This window comes from Streptomyces sp. NPDC002574, from assembly GCF_042889545.1.
Classification (GTDB): Bacteria; Actinomycetota; Actinomycetes; order Streptomycetales; family Streptomycetaceae; genus Actinacidiphila.
Map to the genome: position 1 here is coordinate 35,020 of NZ_JBIARB010000015.1, position 15,489 is coordinate 50,508.

The following is a 15,489-nucleotide window of genomic DNA, read 5'->3' on the forward strand; positions in this document are numbered from 1 at the left end:
CGCAGCGGTCGGACGAAACCACAGCAGACGACCTCAACGCCGGGGAAGGTGGGCAGCATGACTGCCAACGAGAAGGCCAAGGCAAAGACCGAGCAGGCCGTCGGCAAGACCAAGGAGACCGTCGGCGAGGCCGTCGGCAACGAGAGGCTGACCGCGGAGGGCCGCGCCGAACAGGCCAAGGGCGACGCCCGCGAGGCCAAGGAGAAGATCAAGGACGTCGGCGAGGACATCGTGCATCCCTGAGCCCGCCGGCGCTCACAGGTCCGCATGCGTGTGGGGCCGCCCCTCTGAGGGGCGGCCCCACACGCATGCGGCGGTGTCGGAGTCGGACCGTTGGTGTGCAGGCAGACGTCCGTGCAGGTGATGCACGGTTGGTCCGCTCGGCTGCCAGCGGATGCGGAGTCACGGGGCCGGTGTCAGAGTCGGACGACAGTGATCACCAGTAGCCAGGAAAGCCTGCCTGGCGGATGTGTCCTCGTCCCAGGTGGGGTTGCATCCGCCGGGGCTTCGGAGGTGAAGGGCGGTTGTCCGGAGTGGAGCCGCGGTCGCTCCCGCCGAGTGAGGCCGCCCGGGTCTTCGACCGGCGGGCCGACCCGCCGAACCCCAAAGCAGAACCGGACACCGACGTGGCGGCTCGGGTCGAGGCCGAGTTGGTCGCCTGTATGGCGGAGCGGCGGCTCGTCGACCTCGATGTCGCACCCGGCGGTGTCGATCTGGCTGACGCGCTGATGGCGTTCGTGCTGCGGGGAGGATCCCGGCTGCGTGCGCGATGCGTGTGGTGGGGCTGGCTCGCCGGTGGCGGTGCGAAGGCTGGGGAAGCGTCCCGGTTGCCGTTCAGGCTGGCTGCGGCGCTGGAGCTGTTGCAGGCGTCCGCGCTGGTGCACGACGACGTGATGGACGGCTCGCGGACACGGCGCGGCGGTCCGGCGCTGCACGTCCTCTTCAGTACGGAGCACCGCCGTGCGGGGTGGGGCGGGGACGCGGCGGCCTACGGTACGGCGCAGGCGGTGCTCGCCGGGGACCTGGCCCTGATGTGGGCTGAGGACTCGTTCCGGTCGGTTCCGCTGGACGTCCCGGTGCGACGCCGCGCCGACCGTACGTGGCGGTCCATGCTCTCCGAGATGGTGGCGGGTCAGCACCTCGACCTGCGGCTGCAGGCGGAGGGCTCGGAGTGCCCGGAGGCGGCCCTGCGGACCGCGGAACTCAAGTCCGCCCTCTACAGCGTCGCCCGCCCGCTGGAACTGGGCGCCGCGGCGGCGGGCGCCGCGGACGACGTGACGCGCATCCTCCACGAATACGGCCGTCGGATCGGGCTCGCCTTCCAGCTCCGGGACGACCTGCTGGGTGTCTACGGGGACCCCGCGAAGACGGGCAAGCCGTCGGGCGACGACATTCGTTCGGGCAAACGGACCTACCTGACGGCCATGGCGTTGCAGCTGGCCCGGAAGGCCGCGTCGCCGGATGCCGAGGACAGGATCCGCACCACGCTGGGTGATCCCCTGGCGAGCGGCACGGCACTGCGGGCTTTCCGTGAACTGCTGTTGCAACTGGGCGCGGTACAGGCTGTCGAAGCCCGTATCACCGCTCTGACCGACGAGGCCGTCGCCCTCCTCCGGGACGGGGCCCTCGCCCCGGGGAGTGCTCTCCACCTGGAGCGGCTCGCCCGCCGCGTCGCCGACGTCACCGTCCCGTGATCCCGCACGGGAGCCCGCCGCACCCGCGAAGGAGGAGGCACCGCCGATGAAGACCGTCCAGGGCCCCACCGACCGCGTCGTCGTCGTGGGAGCGGGGCTGTCGGGGCTCTCGGCCGCCTTGCATCTGCTGGGCGCCGGACGCCGTGTGACCGTACTCGAACGTGCCACTGTTCCCGGCGGCAGAGCGGGCCTGCTCGAAATCGACGGTTACCGCATCGACACCGGCCCGACCGTCCTGACCATGCCCGACATCCTCGAGGAGACGTTCGCGGCCACCGGCGGATCCCTCGCCGACCGCCTGGAGCTGCAGCCCCTGCACCCCGCGTACCGAGCGCAGTTCATCGACGGTTCCACCCTCGACGTGCACACCGATCCCGCCGTGATGGAGTCCGAGATCAGCCGGTTCGCCGGCGGGCGGGAGGCCCTGGGGTACCGGCGCCTGCGTACGTGGCTGAGCGAGCTGTACCGGGTGCAGATGCGTAGCTTCATCGACTCCAACTTCGACTCACCGCTGTCGCTGCTCACCCCCGACCTGGCCCGCCTCGCCGTGCTCGGCGGCTTCGGCCGGCTCCAGCCGCGCATCGCCCGGTTCGTCGAGGACGAACGCCTCCAGCGCGTCTTCTCGTTCCAGTCCCTGTACGCCGGAGTGCCGCCCGCCCGCGCGCTTGCCGCCTACGCCGTCATCGCCTACATGGACACCGTCGCCGGCGTGTACTTCCCCCGCGGCGGCATGCACGCCGTCGCCGCGGCCCTCGCCGCGGAAGCCGTCCACGCCGGGGGCGACATCCGCTGCGGCACCGAGGTCACGGCCCTGGAACGCACCGGCGGCGGCCGTGTCACGGCAGTACGCACGGCACACGGCGAGCGGATCAGCTGCGACGCCGTCGTCCTCACCCCCGACCTGCCGGGGGTGTACACGCTGCTGGGCCGCGCACCCCGGCGGCCGGTCCCGCTGCGCTGGTCCCCCTCCGCGTTCGTGCTGCACGCCGGGACCCGCCGGACCTGGACCCACCTGGCCCACCACACCCTCTCCTTCGGCGGCGCCTGGGGCCGTACCTTCGCCGAACTGACGCGGTTCGGACGCCTGATGAGCGACCCTTCGGTGCTCATCACCCGTCCCACCACGACCGACCCCTCCCTCGCCCCCGAGGGGCGCCACCTGCACTACGTACTCGCGCCCTGCCCCAATCTCGAGACCGGCCCCATCGACTGGGACCGGACCGCCCCCGTCTACCAGGAGCGACTGATGGAGGAGCTGGAGAAGCGCGGCATGGAGGGCTTCCGGGCCTCCGTCGAGACCCAGCGGGTGGTCACACCCGTCGACTGGGCGGCCGAGGGGCACGCCGCGGGAACCCCCTTCTCCGCCGCGCACACCTTCGCCCAGACCGGTCCCTTCCGCTCGCGCAACCTCGTCCCGGGTGCCGAGAACGTGGTCCTTGCGGGCTGCGGCACAGTACCGGGCGTCGGAGTGCCCACCGTGCTGATCTCAGGAAAGCTCGCCGCCGCCCGCATCGCCGGGGATCGAGCGGTCTCCCGGCGCCGCATGCGAAGGAGCCTGCCGTGACCGCCCGGGAACTCGACGCCGCGGGCATCACCGATCCCCGGGCGCGCGCCGCCTACACCCGCTGCCGCGTCCTCAACGCGCAGCACGGCAAGACCTACTTCCTGGCCACCCGCCTGCTCACGCCGGATCGGCGCCCCTTCGTGCACGCCCTGTACGGCTTCGCCCGCTGGGCGGACGACATCGTCGACGACGACCCCGGCGGCGTCACCACCGCCGCCCGGCAACGGGTGCTCACGGAACTGGAAACGGTGCTCCTGGCCGGTCTGCGCAACGGCCACGCCGACCATCCCGTCGTCACCGCCCTCGCCGACACCGTCCGCCGGCACCGGCTCGACCACGCGCTGTTCACCGACTTCATGGCATCCATGCGGATGGACCTGACCGTCACCGCCTACGCCACCTATGCCGACCTCGCGCGGTACATGCACGGCTCGGCCGCGGTGATCGGTCTCCAGGTGCTGCCCGTCCTCGGCACCGTGGTGCCCCGCGAGGAGGCCGAACCCGCGGCCGCCGCGCTCGGCGTCGCCTTCCAGCTCACCAACTTCCTGCGGGACGTCGGCGAGGACCTGGACCGGGGCCGTGTGTACATCCCCGGCGACATCCTGACCGCCCACGACGCCGACCACGCGCTGTTGACCTGGTGCCGCGAACGCCGCTCCACCGACCCGAGGGTCCGCGCCGCACTGCGCGAGACCACCGCCCTCACCCGCGCCCTGTACCGGCGGGCGGCGACGGGGATCCCGTTGCTCGCGCCCGTCTCGCGCCCCTGTGTCCGCACGGCTCTCGTGCTCTACCAGGGCATCCTCGAGGAGATCGAGGCCGCCGACTACCCGGTACTCCACCGGAGGGTGGCCGTGCCGCGCCGCCGCCGTGCGCGTGCGGCCGCGCGCGGACTGCTCGCCGTCGCATCGAGCCGCGTCGTCCTGCGGGTCCACCCGCACGCAGGGGCGTCCGGGACCGCTTCCGACACGCGCCAGGAGTCGCCGGTATGAGGCGTTCGAGTCGTCCGCTCACTCCGCTTGCCCGGCTCGGCGGTGGCCGATGGGAGGATCAGCGGTCCACATGGCGCGAGGCCAAACCGGCCCTGATCGCGTCGGCTCTGCAGAGGGCCCAGGGCCGCCCGTCCGGCAATTGGTACGTGGTGGCGGCGGGCTCCGAGGTCGGCAGCCGCCGGATCACCGGTCGGACCGTGGCGGGCCTCGAAATCGTGCTGTGGCGGGACTCCGGGGGGACGGTGCACGCCGCGCCCGGCGCCTGCCCCCATCTGGGTGCGCCGCTGTGCGAGAGCGTCCTACGAGAGGGCACGATCGTCTGCCACTGGCACGGCCTCGCCCTGAAGCCCGGTGGGATTCCCGGTTGGGCACCCTACCCCGTCCACGACGACGGGCTGCTGGTGTGGGTCCGTCTGGACGCCGCCGGCGGTGAGACCCCCTCATCGGCGCCGTTCGTCCCCGAGCGCCCCGCCTCCGACGTGTCGCTCGCGACCGTCATGACAGTCGTCGGTCGCTGCGAGCCCGAGGACGTCGTCGCGAACCGGCTGGACCCCTGGCACGGCGCCTGGTTCCATCCGCACGCGTTCGCCGACCTGACGGTGCGCCAGACGCCTGCCGCCGCTGAGGAGGCGCAGAACGCCGCCGCGGACCGTTTTCTCGTCGACGTCGCCTTTCGGGTGCGCGGGCGGCTGGGGGTGCCCGTCCGAGCGGAGTTCACCGCACCCGAACCCCGCACCGTGGTGATGCGCATCGTCTCCGGGGAGGGGACCAGCAGCGTGGTCGAGACCCATGCGACCCCCCTGGGCGCAGGCGCCGACGGAAGGCCGCGTACCGCGGTGATCGAGGCCGTCGTCGCCCACTCGCGGCGTCCGGGGTTCGCGGTGGCGCGCCAGGCGGCGCCCTTGCTGCGCCCGCTGGTCCGGCGCACCGCCGCCCGCCTGTGGCGCGACGATCTCGCCTATGCCGAGCGCCGCTACGACCTGCGCAGTCAAGGCCGTTTTCCGGGTTGAGGACTTCCCGCAGTGCGTGCCCCGGCGGCGGTCCCGTGGGCGCTCACCGGCGCCTGACGACTTCAGCCGCATCGGGCCAGGGCGCGCAACAACGCGTTCCGGCCCCCCAGGGGGACCGACCACAAGGGGTGGCCCCGGACTCCCCAGGTGGACAGGAGGGCGTTCGCCGCCTGGAAGCCCGTGGTCGCGGCGCGTTCCATCAAAGCCACCGGCAACGCGGTGCGCACCAGGTCGCCGGCGAGGGTCAGACGAGGATGGGCGGTGCGCACGGCGGGCCGGTCCTGGTAGCCGCCGACGGGGAACAGGGGACAGTCCTGGCGCCACTCGTGGCGCACGTCGACCACGGTCGCGCCGGCGCACTCGGGGTAGATCCGCGACAGTTCGCGGAGCATCGCCGTCTCGACGCCGGTCCGGTCGGCAGCGGGGTCGACGGCATAGGCGTGGAGTTCGACCACGGAGCCGCCGGTCGCCCGCGCCCACCGTGCCGCCTCTCCCTCCCAGTGGTTCAGGACGCTGACGTTGTCGACCGGCCCGTAGCCACTGGTCCCGAGAAAGCCCGGGCGTTCGCGGCGCACGGGGCGGTCCAGCCAGTAGCGCGAGACCAGGAAGGGGGGTGCCTGCCGGAGCTGTTCGATTCCCGTCCGCCAGCACGCGTCGCCCAGTCCCGGGGATGCCCCGACCACGGATCGCAGACCGGCGCCGTCCAGGGCCAGGACCACGGCGTCGTACCGGTCCTCCTGGACCCCCTCGGACGAACCCGGGACGGTGCGCGCAAGGCGGAAGCCGTCCGCGCAGGGGGTCACGGCGAGGACCGTGGTGCCGGTACGGACCGTGGCGCCCAGCCCGGTCAGGTAGTCGGCGAGCGGGTCCCACAGTGCTTGCGGATAGGGCTCTCCCGGAACGTCGAAGAGCAGCCCCTCGGCGGATCCGAGGAAGTAGATGTGGAACATCAGCACCAGTTCCGCGGCCGACAGTTCGCCCGGATCGGCGAAGAAGCTGCGGGAGAACACCTCGAACGCCAGGTCCCGGGCCTGCTCGGGGAAGCGGATGTCGTCCAGGAACTTCTGCGCGCTGATCGTGTCGAGCCGCTCGTACACCTCGGGTACCCGTACGTCCAGCAACGGGAGGGCGGCCCGCGGGTTCATCCGCGTCAGGCCCGACCAACTGAAGCTGGGACTGAGCGCGACGAAGCCCAGGACGCTCCACGGGGGCGTCCGCGGCACGTTGCGGAAGCTGTCGCCGGCGCCATCGGCTCGCCGCAGCGGGTAGTCGGTCAGCGGCCGCAGTGAGCCGAGGGCCGGGTCGACCCGGCGCAGCAGTCCGCGCAGGTTGTAGTACTGACGGAAGAAGGCATGGAAGCCGCGGCTCATCGTCGCCGTCGAACCGTCGGCCAGAGTGGTCGGCCATCCCGCGGCCCGGCCGCCCAGCGTTCCCGCCCGCTCCAGCAGGTCGACCTGAACACCGCATTCGGCGAGTCCGGTGGCCGCCGCGAGTCCGGCGATCCCCCCGCCGACCACGGCCGCGCTCGGCCCGGGAGCCGCGGCGCGTTCAGTGCCGCTCGCCGCCCGCCACAGGGCGGCTTTGGCGTCGCGGCCCGGACGGGACGGCCGGTGCGAGGAATTCAGGAGCATGCTCTGCCCTTTCGCCGTGGGACCGCGGGGAGCTCCCCCAGGGCGCGGAGCATGGCCGGCACCGGGGTGTTCAGCCCGATCGCCCACTCGTCGCGCAGGGTTGAGGTGCCGTCGAGGAAGCGAAGCACCCGGTCCGGGGGATTGCGGCCGAACAGTCCCTCGAAGAACGCCGCCCCACCCGCCCGGCCGGTCGCCAGAGCGCGCAGCATGACGGCGTCCATGAGCCGGTGCCGCGCCGCGTGCGGCTGCGGAGGCTGCGGGGTGCGGCCGGCATGCCACGCGGCGGCGACGGCGGCCGTCTGCCGCTGGATCGCCGCGAAGGCATACCCCGTCGAGGGGCGGGTGGCGCCGCCGGCCACGCCGATCCGGAACACACGTTCTCCGGCGCGGCGCGCGAAGACCCCGTCCGTCATGGGAATCACCCCCTGTTCGACGCCGGTGACGAGCAGGGCCCCCAGCGGGCGTGCCGTGCGGACGTAGGCGTCCAGCGCCGCGTCGTAGGCGGCTTCCGGCAGCGGCTCGGCGGAGAACACCGTGTACTCGACCAGCGCCTCTCGCGGGGTGAAGGGCAGGACGTAGGCAAAGGACAGTCCGCGTTCGGGCTGCCGGGTGCGGAAGTCCATCAGATCCGCGACACCGGGCTCGAAGCGGTCGTCGCGTGTGGTGACGAACCACCCCCGGAAGTGCTGCAGGAGTGTGGTGCGCGCGGCCGGAAGGTCGTGGGGAGGCCTGGAGTCGAAGACCCAGCCGCCCCTCAGCCGTACCGGGCGTCCTCCGGCGTCCCGCCCGGTCACCTCGGCGCCGCCGGGTACGTCACGGACACGGGTCACCGTCGCCTCCACCGTCCGTACACCGGGTCGCTGCGCGAGTTCGGCACCGACCTCGCGCAGGAAGTCGGTCGAACGGATCATCTTGTAGGTGCGGGGGAACGCAGCCGACGTCGTGCGGCCGTCCCGCGCCGTGATCCGCATCCTGCGCCAACGGGCGGCGACCAGGGAGTCGTACTCGCCCGGGTCGTTCTCCCAGAAGCACCAGGTCCGGTCCGGGGAGCGCAGGGAGGAGCCGGCCGGCGGCTCGATCACGACGACCGATGCGGGCCCTCCCTCCGCGACCTGCGGCGCCGTCAGCCGACGGGCGAGCGACAACCCCGCGGCGCCCGCGCCGACGATGACGACGTCGGCACCACCTTCGATGGGGGCCTGGGGGGGCACGAATCCTCCGGGAGCCGGCGGTGTGAGCGGACCGTTGTGGCGATCATCGCCTCTCCCGCCGCCAAGCGCATGGAAGACGCCCCGGACACGCTGCTCATGGCCGGACTCCCGGTCGCGGGCATCCGGTGGGGACGGTGCAATGAGCGGGTGACCGCAGCGTTCCCGTCCCGCGGAGGTGTGTGTCGATGTCACTCATGCACGACGCCGAGCTCGCGTCGGCTTTCGACCACGCGTCCGACCTGTACGACCGCATGGTCGCCGCCAATCCGGGCTACCACGCCCATCTGCGGCGTTCTGCCCGGCGCTTGCGACTCCCCGCCGGAGCCGCGGGGATGCGGCTGCTCGATCTGGGCTGCGGCACGGGCGCGTCCACTGCCGCACTGATCCGCGCCGCTCCACGCGCGCAGGTCGTCGCGGTCGACGCCTCGGCCGGCATGCTCCAGGTGGCTGCCGCCAAACGATGGCCCCCCGGCGTCACGTTCGTCCACGCGACGGCCGAGCGGCTTGCCGAGGTGGCAGCAGACGGTCGGTTCGACGCCGTCTTCGCCGCCTATCTCTTCCGCAACGTGCTCGACCCCGACATCGTTCTGGCGCACGTCCGCGATGCCATGGCCCCTGGCGGGCGCATCGCCGTCCACGAGTACACCCTCAGTGGGCGTCCGGAGCATCGCGCGGTGTGGACGGCGGTGTGTCGCGCGCTGCTGCTGCCGGTCGCGCGCCGGACCGGGGACGGCCCCCTCTACGAGCATCTGTGGCGCAGCGTTCTCGCTTTCGACACCGCCGACGGCTTCGCGGAGCGAATGGAACGCGCGGGATTCGCACAGGTGCGCGTCCTGCCGCTTCCCGGCTGGCAGACCGGCATCGCACACACCTTCGTCGCGCGGGCGCCAGTCGGCAGGGCGCATTCGTGCGTCTGACCACGCAGGACCGGCGAAGGACACAGCACTGGACGTACCCCGGGCGCTGCCCTCCGTTCCCGGTCGCGGACGAACACGCGGCCGACGGCCGGGGAACAGCGGGACCGGGCCCGGAGGAGTGGCGGCTCAGGGCTGCTGGATGGCGCGTTCGGCGGCCTTGCGGGCGGCCTGCCGCTCACTGTCGCCGGGGCTCACGCTCAGCATGCCGCGGGGATTCTCCAGGTGCGCGCGCACGAACCACTGGAACGACTCCAGCCGGCGAAGATGCCCGATGAGCATGTCCTGAGTGACCGGGTCCAGTTCCTCGGTGGCCCGCACCGCCTTGCGGTGGTCGGCGATCACACCGCTGTAGACCATGTCGAGGGCCCCCACCTGCCGCGCTCTCCGTCCGCACCCGGACCTTGGCCACCGCGGCCGACCACGCGCGATGCGTGAAGCGCAACGGGGTCGCCCCCGAAGAGAGCGACCCCGCTTGAAACGGTCCGTGCCGTACCGGCAGGCCGGAGATCAGCCGCGGACGATGTTCTCCGCCTGCGGGCCCTTCTGTCCCTGCGTCACCTCGAAGGTGACCTGCTCACCCTCGACGAGCTCGCGGTAGCCGTTGCCGGAGATGTTCGAGTAGTGGGCGAACACGTCCGGCCCTCCCCCGTCCTGAGCGATGAAGCCGAAGCCCTTTTCCGAGTTGAACCACTTCACGACGCCAGATGCCACTGTGTTCGTCCTTCACATGCTGCTGCTGCGGCGCGCCACCGGCGCGCCGGCAAACCTCCGATGCCGGGCTGCCGCCCCTTGCATACCCGATGATCCGATGCCTTGGCCAGCGAATACCCCCACGTCGGCGCAGATGTCGCGTTCGTGGCGTCTGTCCAGGTGCCCGGCAGCGGCAGTGGTCGCCTTCGGGCGGTGGGCCCGCCTGTCCGCGCTCGAGGGTCAGCGCGCCTCCGTGTTCCACTTCGCCACTTCTTCCGGAAGCACCGAGAGACCCTCCACGCGGAACGTGGGCAGTCCGGCTTCCGGGTCCCTCCATTGCGTCAGGGCCCAGGGTCCACGGCGCACCAACGCGGTCCGCATCCCCGCCGCGGCCGCCGGCACGACGTCGTGATCCAGACGGTCACCGACGTAGAGGATCTCCCCCACCGGGAACGGGACGGCCTCGCCCACGCGGGCGAAGAACTCGGGATCGGGCTTGCCGACCCCCCAGCCGGCCGAGGTGCCGATGGCGTCCACGTCCCCGGCGAACAGGCCGCGCAGGAGGCGCTCGCCCCGGACGGTCTGGTTCGCGGCTATGCCGAGCCAGAGCCCGGCGCCGCGCAGAGCCGCCAGTACGGACCGGACGTCCGGGTACAGGTCCTCCTCGCCGAAGAATTCCGGCTTCCCCGCGGCAGCGCGTTTCTCGCGCTCCTCGTCGAGGTCCGATCCGGGCCGGAACAGATGAAAGACGGCGCGGTGATCTCGGCCCTGCGCGATGAGCACGCCGAACATCGCGTGGAAGGTGTGACGGGGAACGCCGAACCAGTCGGCCCACGACTCGTATTCACGGGTGTCGTCCACGAGGCACTCACCCACGTCGAACACCACGGCGCGAATCATGACCGGTAGCCTACGGTCCGCACACTGAAAAAACGTACACACGAACGGATTTCGGCCGAATCCGGGATGCCGGCGGCCGGACACCGGCCGGACACCGGCCCCCTCGGCTCCTTCTCCGCACTGCTCGCGCATTCATGGTCGAAGTGCGGAGCCGGCCTCAGAACGGCCCCTGCCGCGGGCGATCGGCCTCCCGATCGGCCCGCTGCCGGAGGAATTCGCAGGCCCTCTCCCACAGCCAGGCGTAGCCGGTGCAGGGCAATTCCCCGAAGAACCACGGTCCCTGTGTGACCGAAAGCGGCCGAAGCCGCGACGGTCGCAGCGTGGTGCGCCATGTGCCGGGTAGGCGGCAGATGCCCATGCGCACGTCCAAGGAGCGCGAGACATGACGATGATCACTGAGGAAGGCACGAGAAACGCGCGATCGGGCATCGGGAACCCAGTCACCGCAGAAACTCGTCTCCCGGTACTGGAGGACCCTACGAAGGTGGCCGCCCGGGACGCCCGCGAACTGTCGCGGGTGTTTCTCGGCAGGCTCGGCGCCCTCGAAGAGGGGACGCCGGAGTTCCAGTACATCAGGAACACGCTGATCGAACTGAACCTCTCACTCGTTCGTTTCGTGGCGACCCGATTCCGCAGCCGCGGCGACGAGATGGAGGACATCGTCCAGGTCGGCACGGTCGGTCTGATCAAGGCCATCGACCGCTTCGACCTGACCCGCGAAGTCGAGTTCACCACCTTCGCCATCCCGTGTATCGCCGGGGAGATCAAACGCTACTTCCGCGACACCGGCTGGGCGGTTCACGTCCCCCGCCGACTGCAGGAACTGCGGATCACTCTGGCCAAGGCCGTGGACGAGCTGGCCCAGGTCCTGGACACCGACCCCACACCGGCGGAGCTGGCGGCATACCTGGGACTCAGCGAGCAGGAGGTCCGCCAGGGCATCGTCGCGTCCAACGGCTACACCGCAAGCTCCCTGGACGTTCCCCTCGACCGGGACGACGAGGCCGGCGGCAGCTACGCCGAGCACCACGGGGGCACCGACCCCGCCCTGGACGGCGTCGAGGACATGGCGGCCCTGAAACCGCTGATCGCCCGACTCGGCGAGCGCGACCGCCTGCTCCTGAGAATGCGGTTCCGCGAGGAAATGACGCAGTCACAGATCGGCCTCGCCCTCGGCCTCAGCCAAATGCACGTGTCCCGTCTGCTGTCGCACATCCTCACCCGCCTGCGTGGCCACCTGCTCCTCGACGCATAGCGCCCGGGACGTCCACGGCGCAGGGCGGCCCCGGTGACCCCGGTCGGCGTCAGTGCGCGCGCCGCTCCCCCGTGCGCGGTCCCCGCCAGTCCAGGCAGAGGATCGTGGCGTCGTCCTGCAGTTGCCCGCGGCACGCCTCGAACACGGCGGCGGTGGCCGCCCGGACCACCTCACGCGGGTGCTCGGTGGCGGTCTCGCGGATCACGGCCGCCAAGTCCACCGCCGTGGCCCGGCGTTCCTGCATGCCGTCGGTGTACAGGATCAGCCGGTCGCCCGCCCGCAGATCGAGTGGCTGAACGCGGAAAGGCGTACGCGAAGGGACGCCGAAGGGCAGGTGGACGTCGAGGCGGACCTCCTCGACCGCGCCGCCGCGCAGCCGGAGCGGCCACGGGTGCCCGGCGTTGATCACCTGGGTGCCGGCTCCGTCCATGGCGATGCGGAGGAGCTGACCGGTGGCGAGACCGTTGTGGCCGTGGTCCAGGAGCGTGCGGTGCATCCGCAGCGCCTGCTCGGCGAGATCGCACCCGGCCCGGCGGGCGCCTCGGGAGGCGTTGACCGTGAGAGTGGCCAGCAGCGCGGAATCGACGTCGTGCCCCATCGCGTCGGTGATGGACAGGTGCAAGGTGTCGTGGTCGACCGCGTAGTCGTAGGTGTCACCGCCGACGGAGTCCGCGGGCACGAGCGCGCCGGCCAGCGTGAACCGCTCCCCTTCGTAGCTGGCGGCCGAGGGCAGCAGCCCACGCTGGATCTCGGCGGCCAGACTGACGGACGTGGTCCGTTCGAGCCAGTGGTAGAGATCGGTGAAGCGCCGGTCCATGACGATGAGGAACGCGAGTGCGTGGGCGGCCTCGCCGACCTGCTCCAGGACGCTCCCCGCGGCTTCGGGAAGCGTGAGTTCCAGCAGGCCGATGGCGTCGCCCCGGTTGGTGACCGGCACGATCACGCGCAGGTCCCGGCCGGCGCCTGGTTCCTGCACGAGCCGCTGGCCGCGCAGCGCCCGCTCGTACAAGGTGCCCGACAACGGGATCTGCTCCGCGCCGCGGCCCTGCCGCGACACGTCCTGGTCACCGATCCGCACCACCCTCCGGCCGATGACGTCGGCCACGAGGAACGACACGGACCGCGCCCCGAACCGGTCGCGCAGGTTGCGGGCGATGACCTCGACGGACTCCGCCGGCGCGGCCGCCTCGGCCGCCGCGAGAACCTCGCTCAGTCGAAGCTGCTCGTGGGCCACAACGGTCTCCCTGCTGTCGGCGCGCCCGGCCCCGTCCCTGCCGGGGCTTCCGCCCGTCCGACCCGACTTCCTGCCTCGGTCCACCGCCTATGGCCCATGCTGGCACGGCACCCGCGTGCACGCCGGGCGGCCGGAGCGCCCGACCCGGCCGCCTGCCCGGTTCCCGGGACACACCGGGGCCACGCCGCGTGTCAGGTGCGTTCCCCGAAGCGGTTACGGCGGGTGAGGGCGCGCTGAGTTCCGCTGAGCAGCCGGCTCGGTGAGCGGAAGCGCAGCGCGGCGCGGGCCGCGTTGGCGCCGGGGGCCCCGTGGACGCCACCGCCGGGATGGGCCGCCGCGGAGGCCAGGAACAGCCCGGCGACCGGGGTTTCCGGGCGCCCGGTGCCCGGAACGGGCCTGAACACCAGTTGCTGGTGCAAGGCCGCGGTGCCGCCGTTGATCGCGCCGTCGTGCAGATTGGCATCGGCCGATTCGATGTCGGGTGGGGCCAGGGCACGACGGGCGCGGATCAGTGCACGGAACCCGGGGGCGTACCGCTCGACCTGTTCCTCGAGGCGGTCGGCCATCCGCTCCCGGTCGCCCGAGCGCCACGCCCCCGTGATGCCTCCCTCGCCCGCGTCGCCGCGGATGTGCTGCGGGAGGTGGGTGTAGGCCCAGGCCGACTCCGTTCCGGCCGGCGAACGCGTGCCGTCGGCGGTGGTCATCTGCCCGAACACCACGAAGGGCCGCTCGGGCACCTCCCCCATGGCGATCTGCGCGGCGAACCGCGTCAGCCCGTCGACCCCCTCAGCCAGGTGGACCGTGCCCGCGGCCCGCGCGGCGTCGGCGGTCCACGGCACCGGGGCGTCGAGCGCCCAGTCGACCTTGAAGGTCGCGAAGTCCCACTGGAACCGCCGCAGGTCCTCCTGGACACGTGCGGGAAGGTCGGCCGGGTCCAGCAATTGTGTATAGAGCGCCGGCGCGGACACGTCGGCCAGAACGGCGCGGGTGGCCGGGACGACCCGGCCGTCCGCGGTACGGACGCCGATGGCCCGCCCGGAACGGACAACCACTGACGTGGCGCGGGCCCCACAGCTCACCGTCCCTCCGTTGCGCCGCAGACGGGCGACCAGGGCGGTGACCAAGGACTGCGCGCCGCCGACGGGGACCGGAAACCCGTACGCCTGCCCCAGCATCGCCATGAGCCAGCCGAACCCACCGCTGCCGGCAGCTTCCGGGGCCAGGTCGGCATGCAAGGCGTTGCCGGCCAGGAGCAGCGGACCCAGCGCGCCGCGGAACTCCTCCTCCCCCAGCCTGCGGACCGGAAGGACCAGGGTGCGGGCCAGGCGGAGTCCCCCCGCGGTGCGCAGCCGGCCGGCCAGCCGCAGTCCGGCCCGCACCGGCGGGAAAGGCGTGAACAGCGCGTCCAGGATGTCGTCACCGAGCCGGTCCCACAGAGCGCACAGGCGCAGCCAGGCCTCGCCGTCGCCGGGCGTGTCCCGGTCGAGGAGCGCCGCGGTGTCTCCGGCGCTCCGGTGGAGCACAGCGCAGCGACCGTCCAGCAGCGGATGCGCGACCACGGCCGGGGCGTGGCTCCAGCGCAGGCCTTCTCGTTCCAGCTCGAGCCGGCGAATGACCGGAGAGGCGGCGGCCAGCGGGTAGAAGGAGCTGAACAGGTCGTGGACGAAAGTCGGGGTGGACGGCACGGTCGGAGCGGACCCCGCCGCCGGGCTCGTCCTGGGCCTCCAGGACCTCCACGGCCCATCCCGCCTCGGCCAGGAAATTCGCGGCGACAAGGCCGTTGGGGCCCGCACCGATCACCACCGCGTCCGGCATCCGATCGCCTTCCGTAGAGTCACCGCTCATGTCCCGGAGACGGTCCGGTCCACGCGCTCCTCGACCATGCGCGCCAGTCTGTTGAGCATGCTGCGGTGGCGCAGTTGGAGGAACGCGTCGAGCAAGGAGTTGTGCAGCATGCCGCCGGGACCGCGCAGCGGATGCTCGTCGACGATGACGAGGGTGTCCTCGGCCCAGGGCCGCAGCTCGAGGGCGATGCGGGCGCTGCCGAGCCATCCGCTCATGGCTTCCAGCTCCAGTTGCCTACCTGGCCGGCTGATCCGCACGACCGTGGTTCCCTTGAGCTTCATCGGCCCGAGTTCCACGGTGTACCGGATGCTGGATCCGACCTGCGGCCAGTCGCCGTCGCCCCGCTCGGACCCCGACGGCCCGACGACCCATTCCCCGTAGCGGTCGACGTCGGCCAGCACGGCCCAGACATCCTCCGCCGTGCCGGCCACCAGCCGGTGCCTCACGGCCATACGTCCTCCCGATCCCGGACCGGCGCGCCGGCACTCGCCGACGCCGGACAGCCGGCACACCACTGATGTCACTATCGTCACTTTCATCACATTT

Annotated in this window: 14 protein-coding genes and 1 pseudogene; 7 read left to right on the forward strand and 8 right to left on the reverse strand. The window is 72.1% G+C overall.

The window, feature by feature from the left end:
• Positions 1-57 precede the first annotated feature (57 nt).
• The 5 genes from ACFYXS_RS31845 to ACFYXS_RS31865 all read left to right on the forward strand — a co-directional run bounded on the left by ACFYXS_RS31845 (position 58) and on the right by ACFYXS_RS31865 (position 5,260).
• A complete protein-coding gene (locus tag ACFYXS_RS31845) occupies positions 58-243 on the forward strand; it encodes a CsbD family protein (RefSeq protein ID WP_389254462.1) in 186 nt (61 codons plus the stop codon).
• 290 nt (positions 244-533) lie between these two features.
• On the forward strand, positions 534-1,694 hold the full coding sequence (locus ACFYXS_RS31850) for a polyprenyl synthetase family protein (protein WP_389254746.1): 1,161 nt from the start codon (positions 534-536) through the stop codon (positions 1,692-1,694).
• Positions 1,695-1,740: 46 nt separating this feature from the next.
• On the forward strand, positions 1,741-3,258 hold the full coding sequence (gene crtI, locus ACFYXS_RS31855; protein WP_389254464.1) for a phytoene desaturase family protein: 1,518 nt from the start codon (positions 1,741-1,743) through the stop codon (positions 3,256-3,258).
• Positions 3,255-4,250 carry a phytoene/squalene synthase family protein gene (locus ACFYXS_RS31860; protein ID WP_389254466.1) on the forward strand — a complete coding sequence of 332 codons (996 nt, stop codon included), beginning with the start codon at positions 3,255-3,257 and terminating at the stop codon, positions 4,248-4,250. The genes crtI and ACFYXS_RS31860 overlap by 4 nt, the downstream gene beginning before the upstream one ends.
• Positions 4,247-5,260, forward strand: coding sequence for a DUF5914 domain-containing protein (locus ACFYXS_RS31865; protein ID WP_389254468.1), 1,014 nt, complete (start codon positions 4,247-4,249; stop codon positions 5,258-5,260). Before ACFYXS_RS31860 ends, ACFYXS_RS31865 begins: the two co-directional genes overlap by 4 nt.
• 62 nt (positions 5,261-5,322) lie before the next feature.
• Here the strand turns inward: ACFYXS_RS31865 and ACFYXS_RS31870 are convergent, their stop codons facing one another.
• On the reverse strand, positions 5,323-6,891 hold the full coding sequence (locus tag ACFYXS_RS31870; protein ID WP_389254470.1) for an FAD-dependent oxidoreductase: 1,569 nt from the start codon (positions 6,889-6,891) through the stop codon (positions 5,323-5,325).
• Complete coding sequence (locus tag ACFYXS_RS31875; RefSeq protein ID WP_389254472.1) at positions 6,882-8,102, reverse strand: lycopene cyclase family protein; 1,221 nt, start codon at positions 8,100-8,102, stop codon at positions 6,882-6,884. The genes ACFYXS_RS31870 and ACFYXS_RS31875 overlap by 10 nt, the downstream gene beginning before the upstream one ends.
• A gap of 185 nt (positions 8,103-8,287) precedes the next feature.
• Here ACFYXS_RS31875 and ACFYXS_RS31880 point away from each other — a divergent pair, with 185 nt between their 5' ends.
• Positions 8,288-9,019: a class I SAM-dependent methyltransferase gene (locus ACFYXS_RS31880; RefSeq protein ID WP_389254474.1), complete on the forward strand. Its 732-nt coding sequence runs from the start codon at positions 8,288-8,290 to the stop codon at positions 9,017-9,019.
• A 126-nt stretch (positions 9,020-9,145) separates the two neighbouring features.
• Here ACFYXS_RS31880 and ACFYXS_RS31885 read toward each other — a convergent pair whose 3' ends face one another.
• The 3 genes from ACFYXS_RS31885 to ACFYXS_RS31895 form a co-directional block, all read right to left on the reverse strand.
• Positions 9,146-9,391, reverse strand: coding sequence for a hypothetical protein (locus ACFYXS_RS31885; protein WP_389254476.1), 246 nt, complete (start codon positions 9,389-9,391; stop codon positions 9,146-9,148).
• Between the two features lie 135 nt (positions 9,392-9,526).
• Positions 9,527-9,730, reverse strand: coding sequence for a cold-shock protein (locus tag ACFYXS_RS31890; protein WP_389254478.1), 204 nt, complete (start codon positions 9,728-9,730; stop codon positions 9,527-9,529).
• 219 nt (positions 9,731-9,949) lie between these two features.
• Entirely contained in the window at positions 9,950-10,609 is a 660-nt protein-coding gene (locus tag ACFYXS_RS31895; protein WP_389254480.1) for an HAD family hydrolase, read from the reverse strand.
• 388 nt (positions 10,610-10,997) lie between these two features.
• Here ACFYXS_RS31895 and ACFYXS_RS31900 point away from each other — a divergent pair, with 388 nt between their 5' ends.
• Positions 10,998-11,864 (forward strand): SigB/SigF/SigG family RNA polymerase sigma factor, encoded by an 867-nt coding sequence (locus ACFYXS_RS31900; RefSeq protein WP_389254748.1) that lies wholly within the window; start codon positions 10,998-11,000, stop codon positions 11,862-11,864.
• Positions 11,865-11,913: 49 nt separating this feature from the next.
• Here the strand turns inward: ACFYXS_RS31900 and ACFYXS_RS31905 are convergent, their stop codons facing one another.
• The 3 genes and pseudogenes from ACFYXS_RS31905 to ACFYXS_RS31915 all read right to left on the reverse strand — a co-directional run bounded on the left by ACFYXS_RS31905 (position 11,914) and on the right by ACFYXS_RS31915 (position 15,395).
• Entirely contained in the window at positions 11,914-13,098 is a 1,185-nt protein-coding gene (locus tag ACFYXS_RS31905) for a PP2C family protein-serine/threonine phosphatase (RefSeq protein ID WP_389254482.1), read from the reverse strand.
• 191 nt (positions 13,099-13,289) lie between these two features.
• Positions 13,290-14,913, reverse strand: a pseudogene (locus tag ACFYXS_RS31910) (phytoene desaturase family protein).
• 26 nt (positions 14,914-14,939) lie between these two features.
• The gene (locus tag ACFYXS_RS31915) at positions 14,940-15,395 is read right to left on the reverse strand and encodes an SRPBCC family protein (protein ID WP_389254484.1); all 456 of its coding nucleotides are present in this window, start codon (positions 15,393-15,395) and stop codon (positions 14,940-14,942) included.
• Positions 15,396-15,489: the final 94 nt, after the last annotated feature.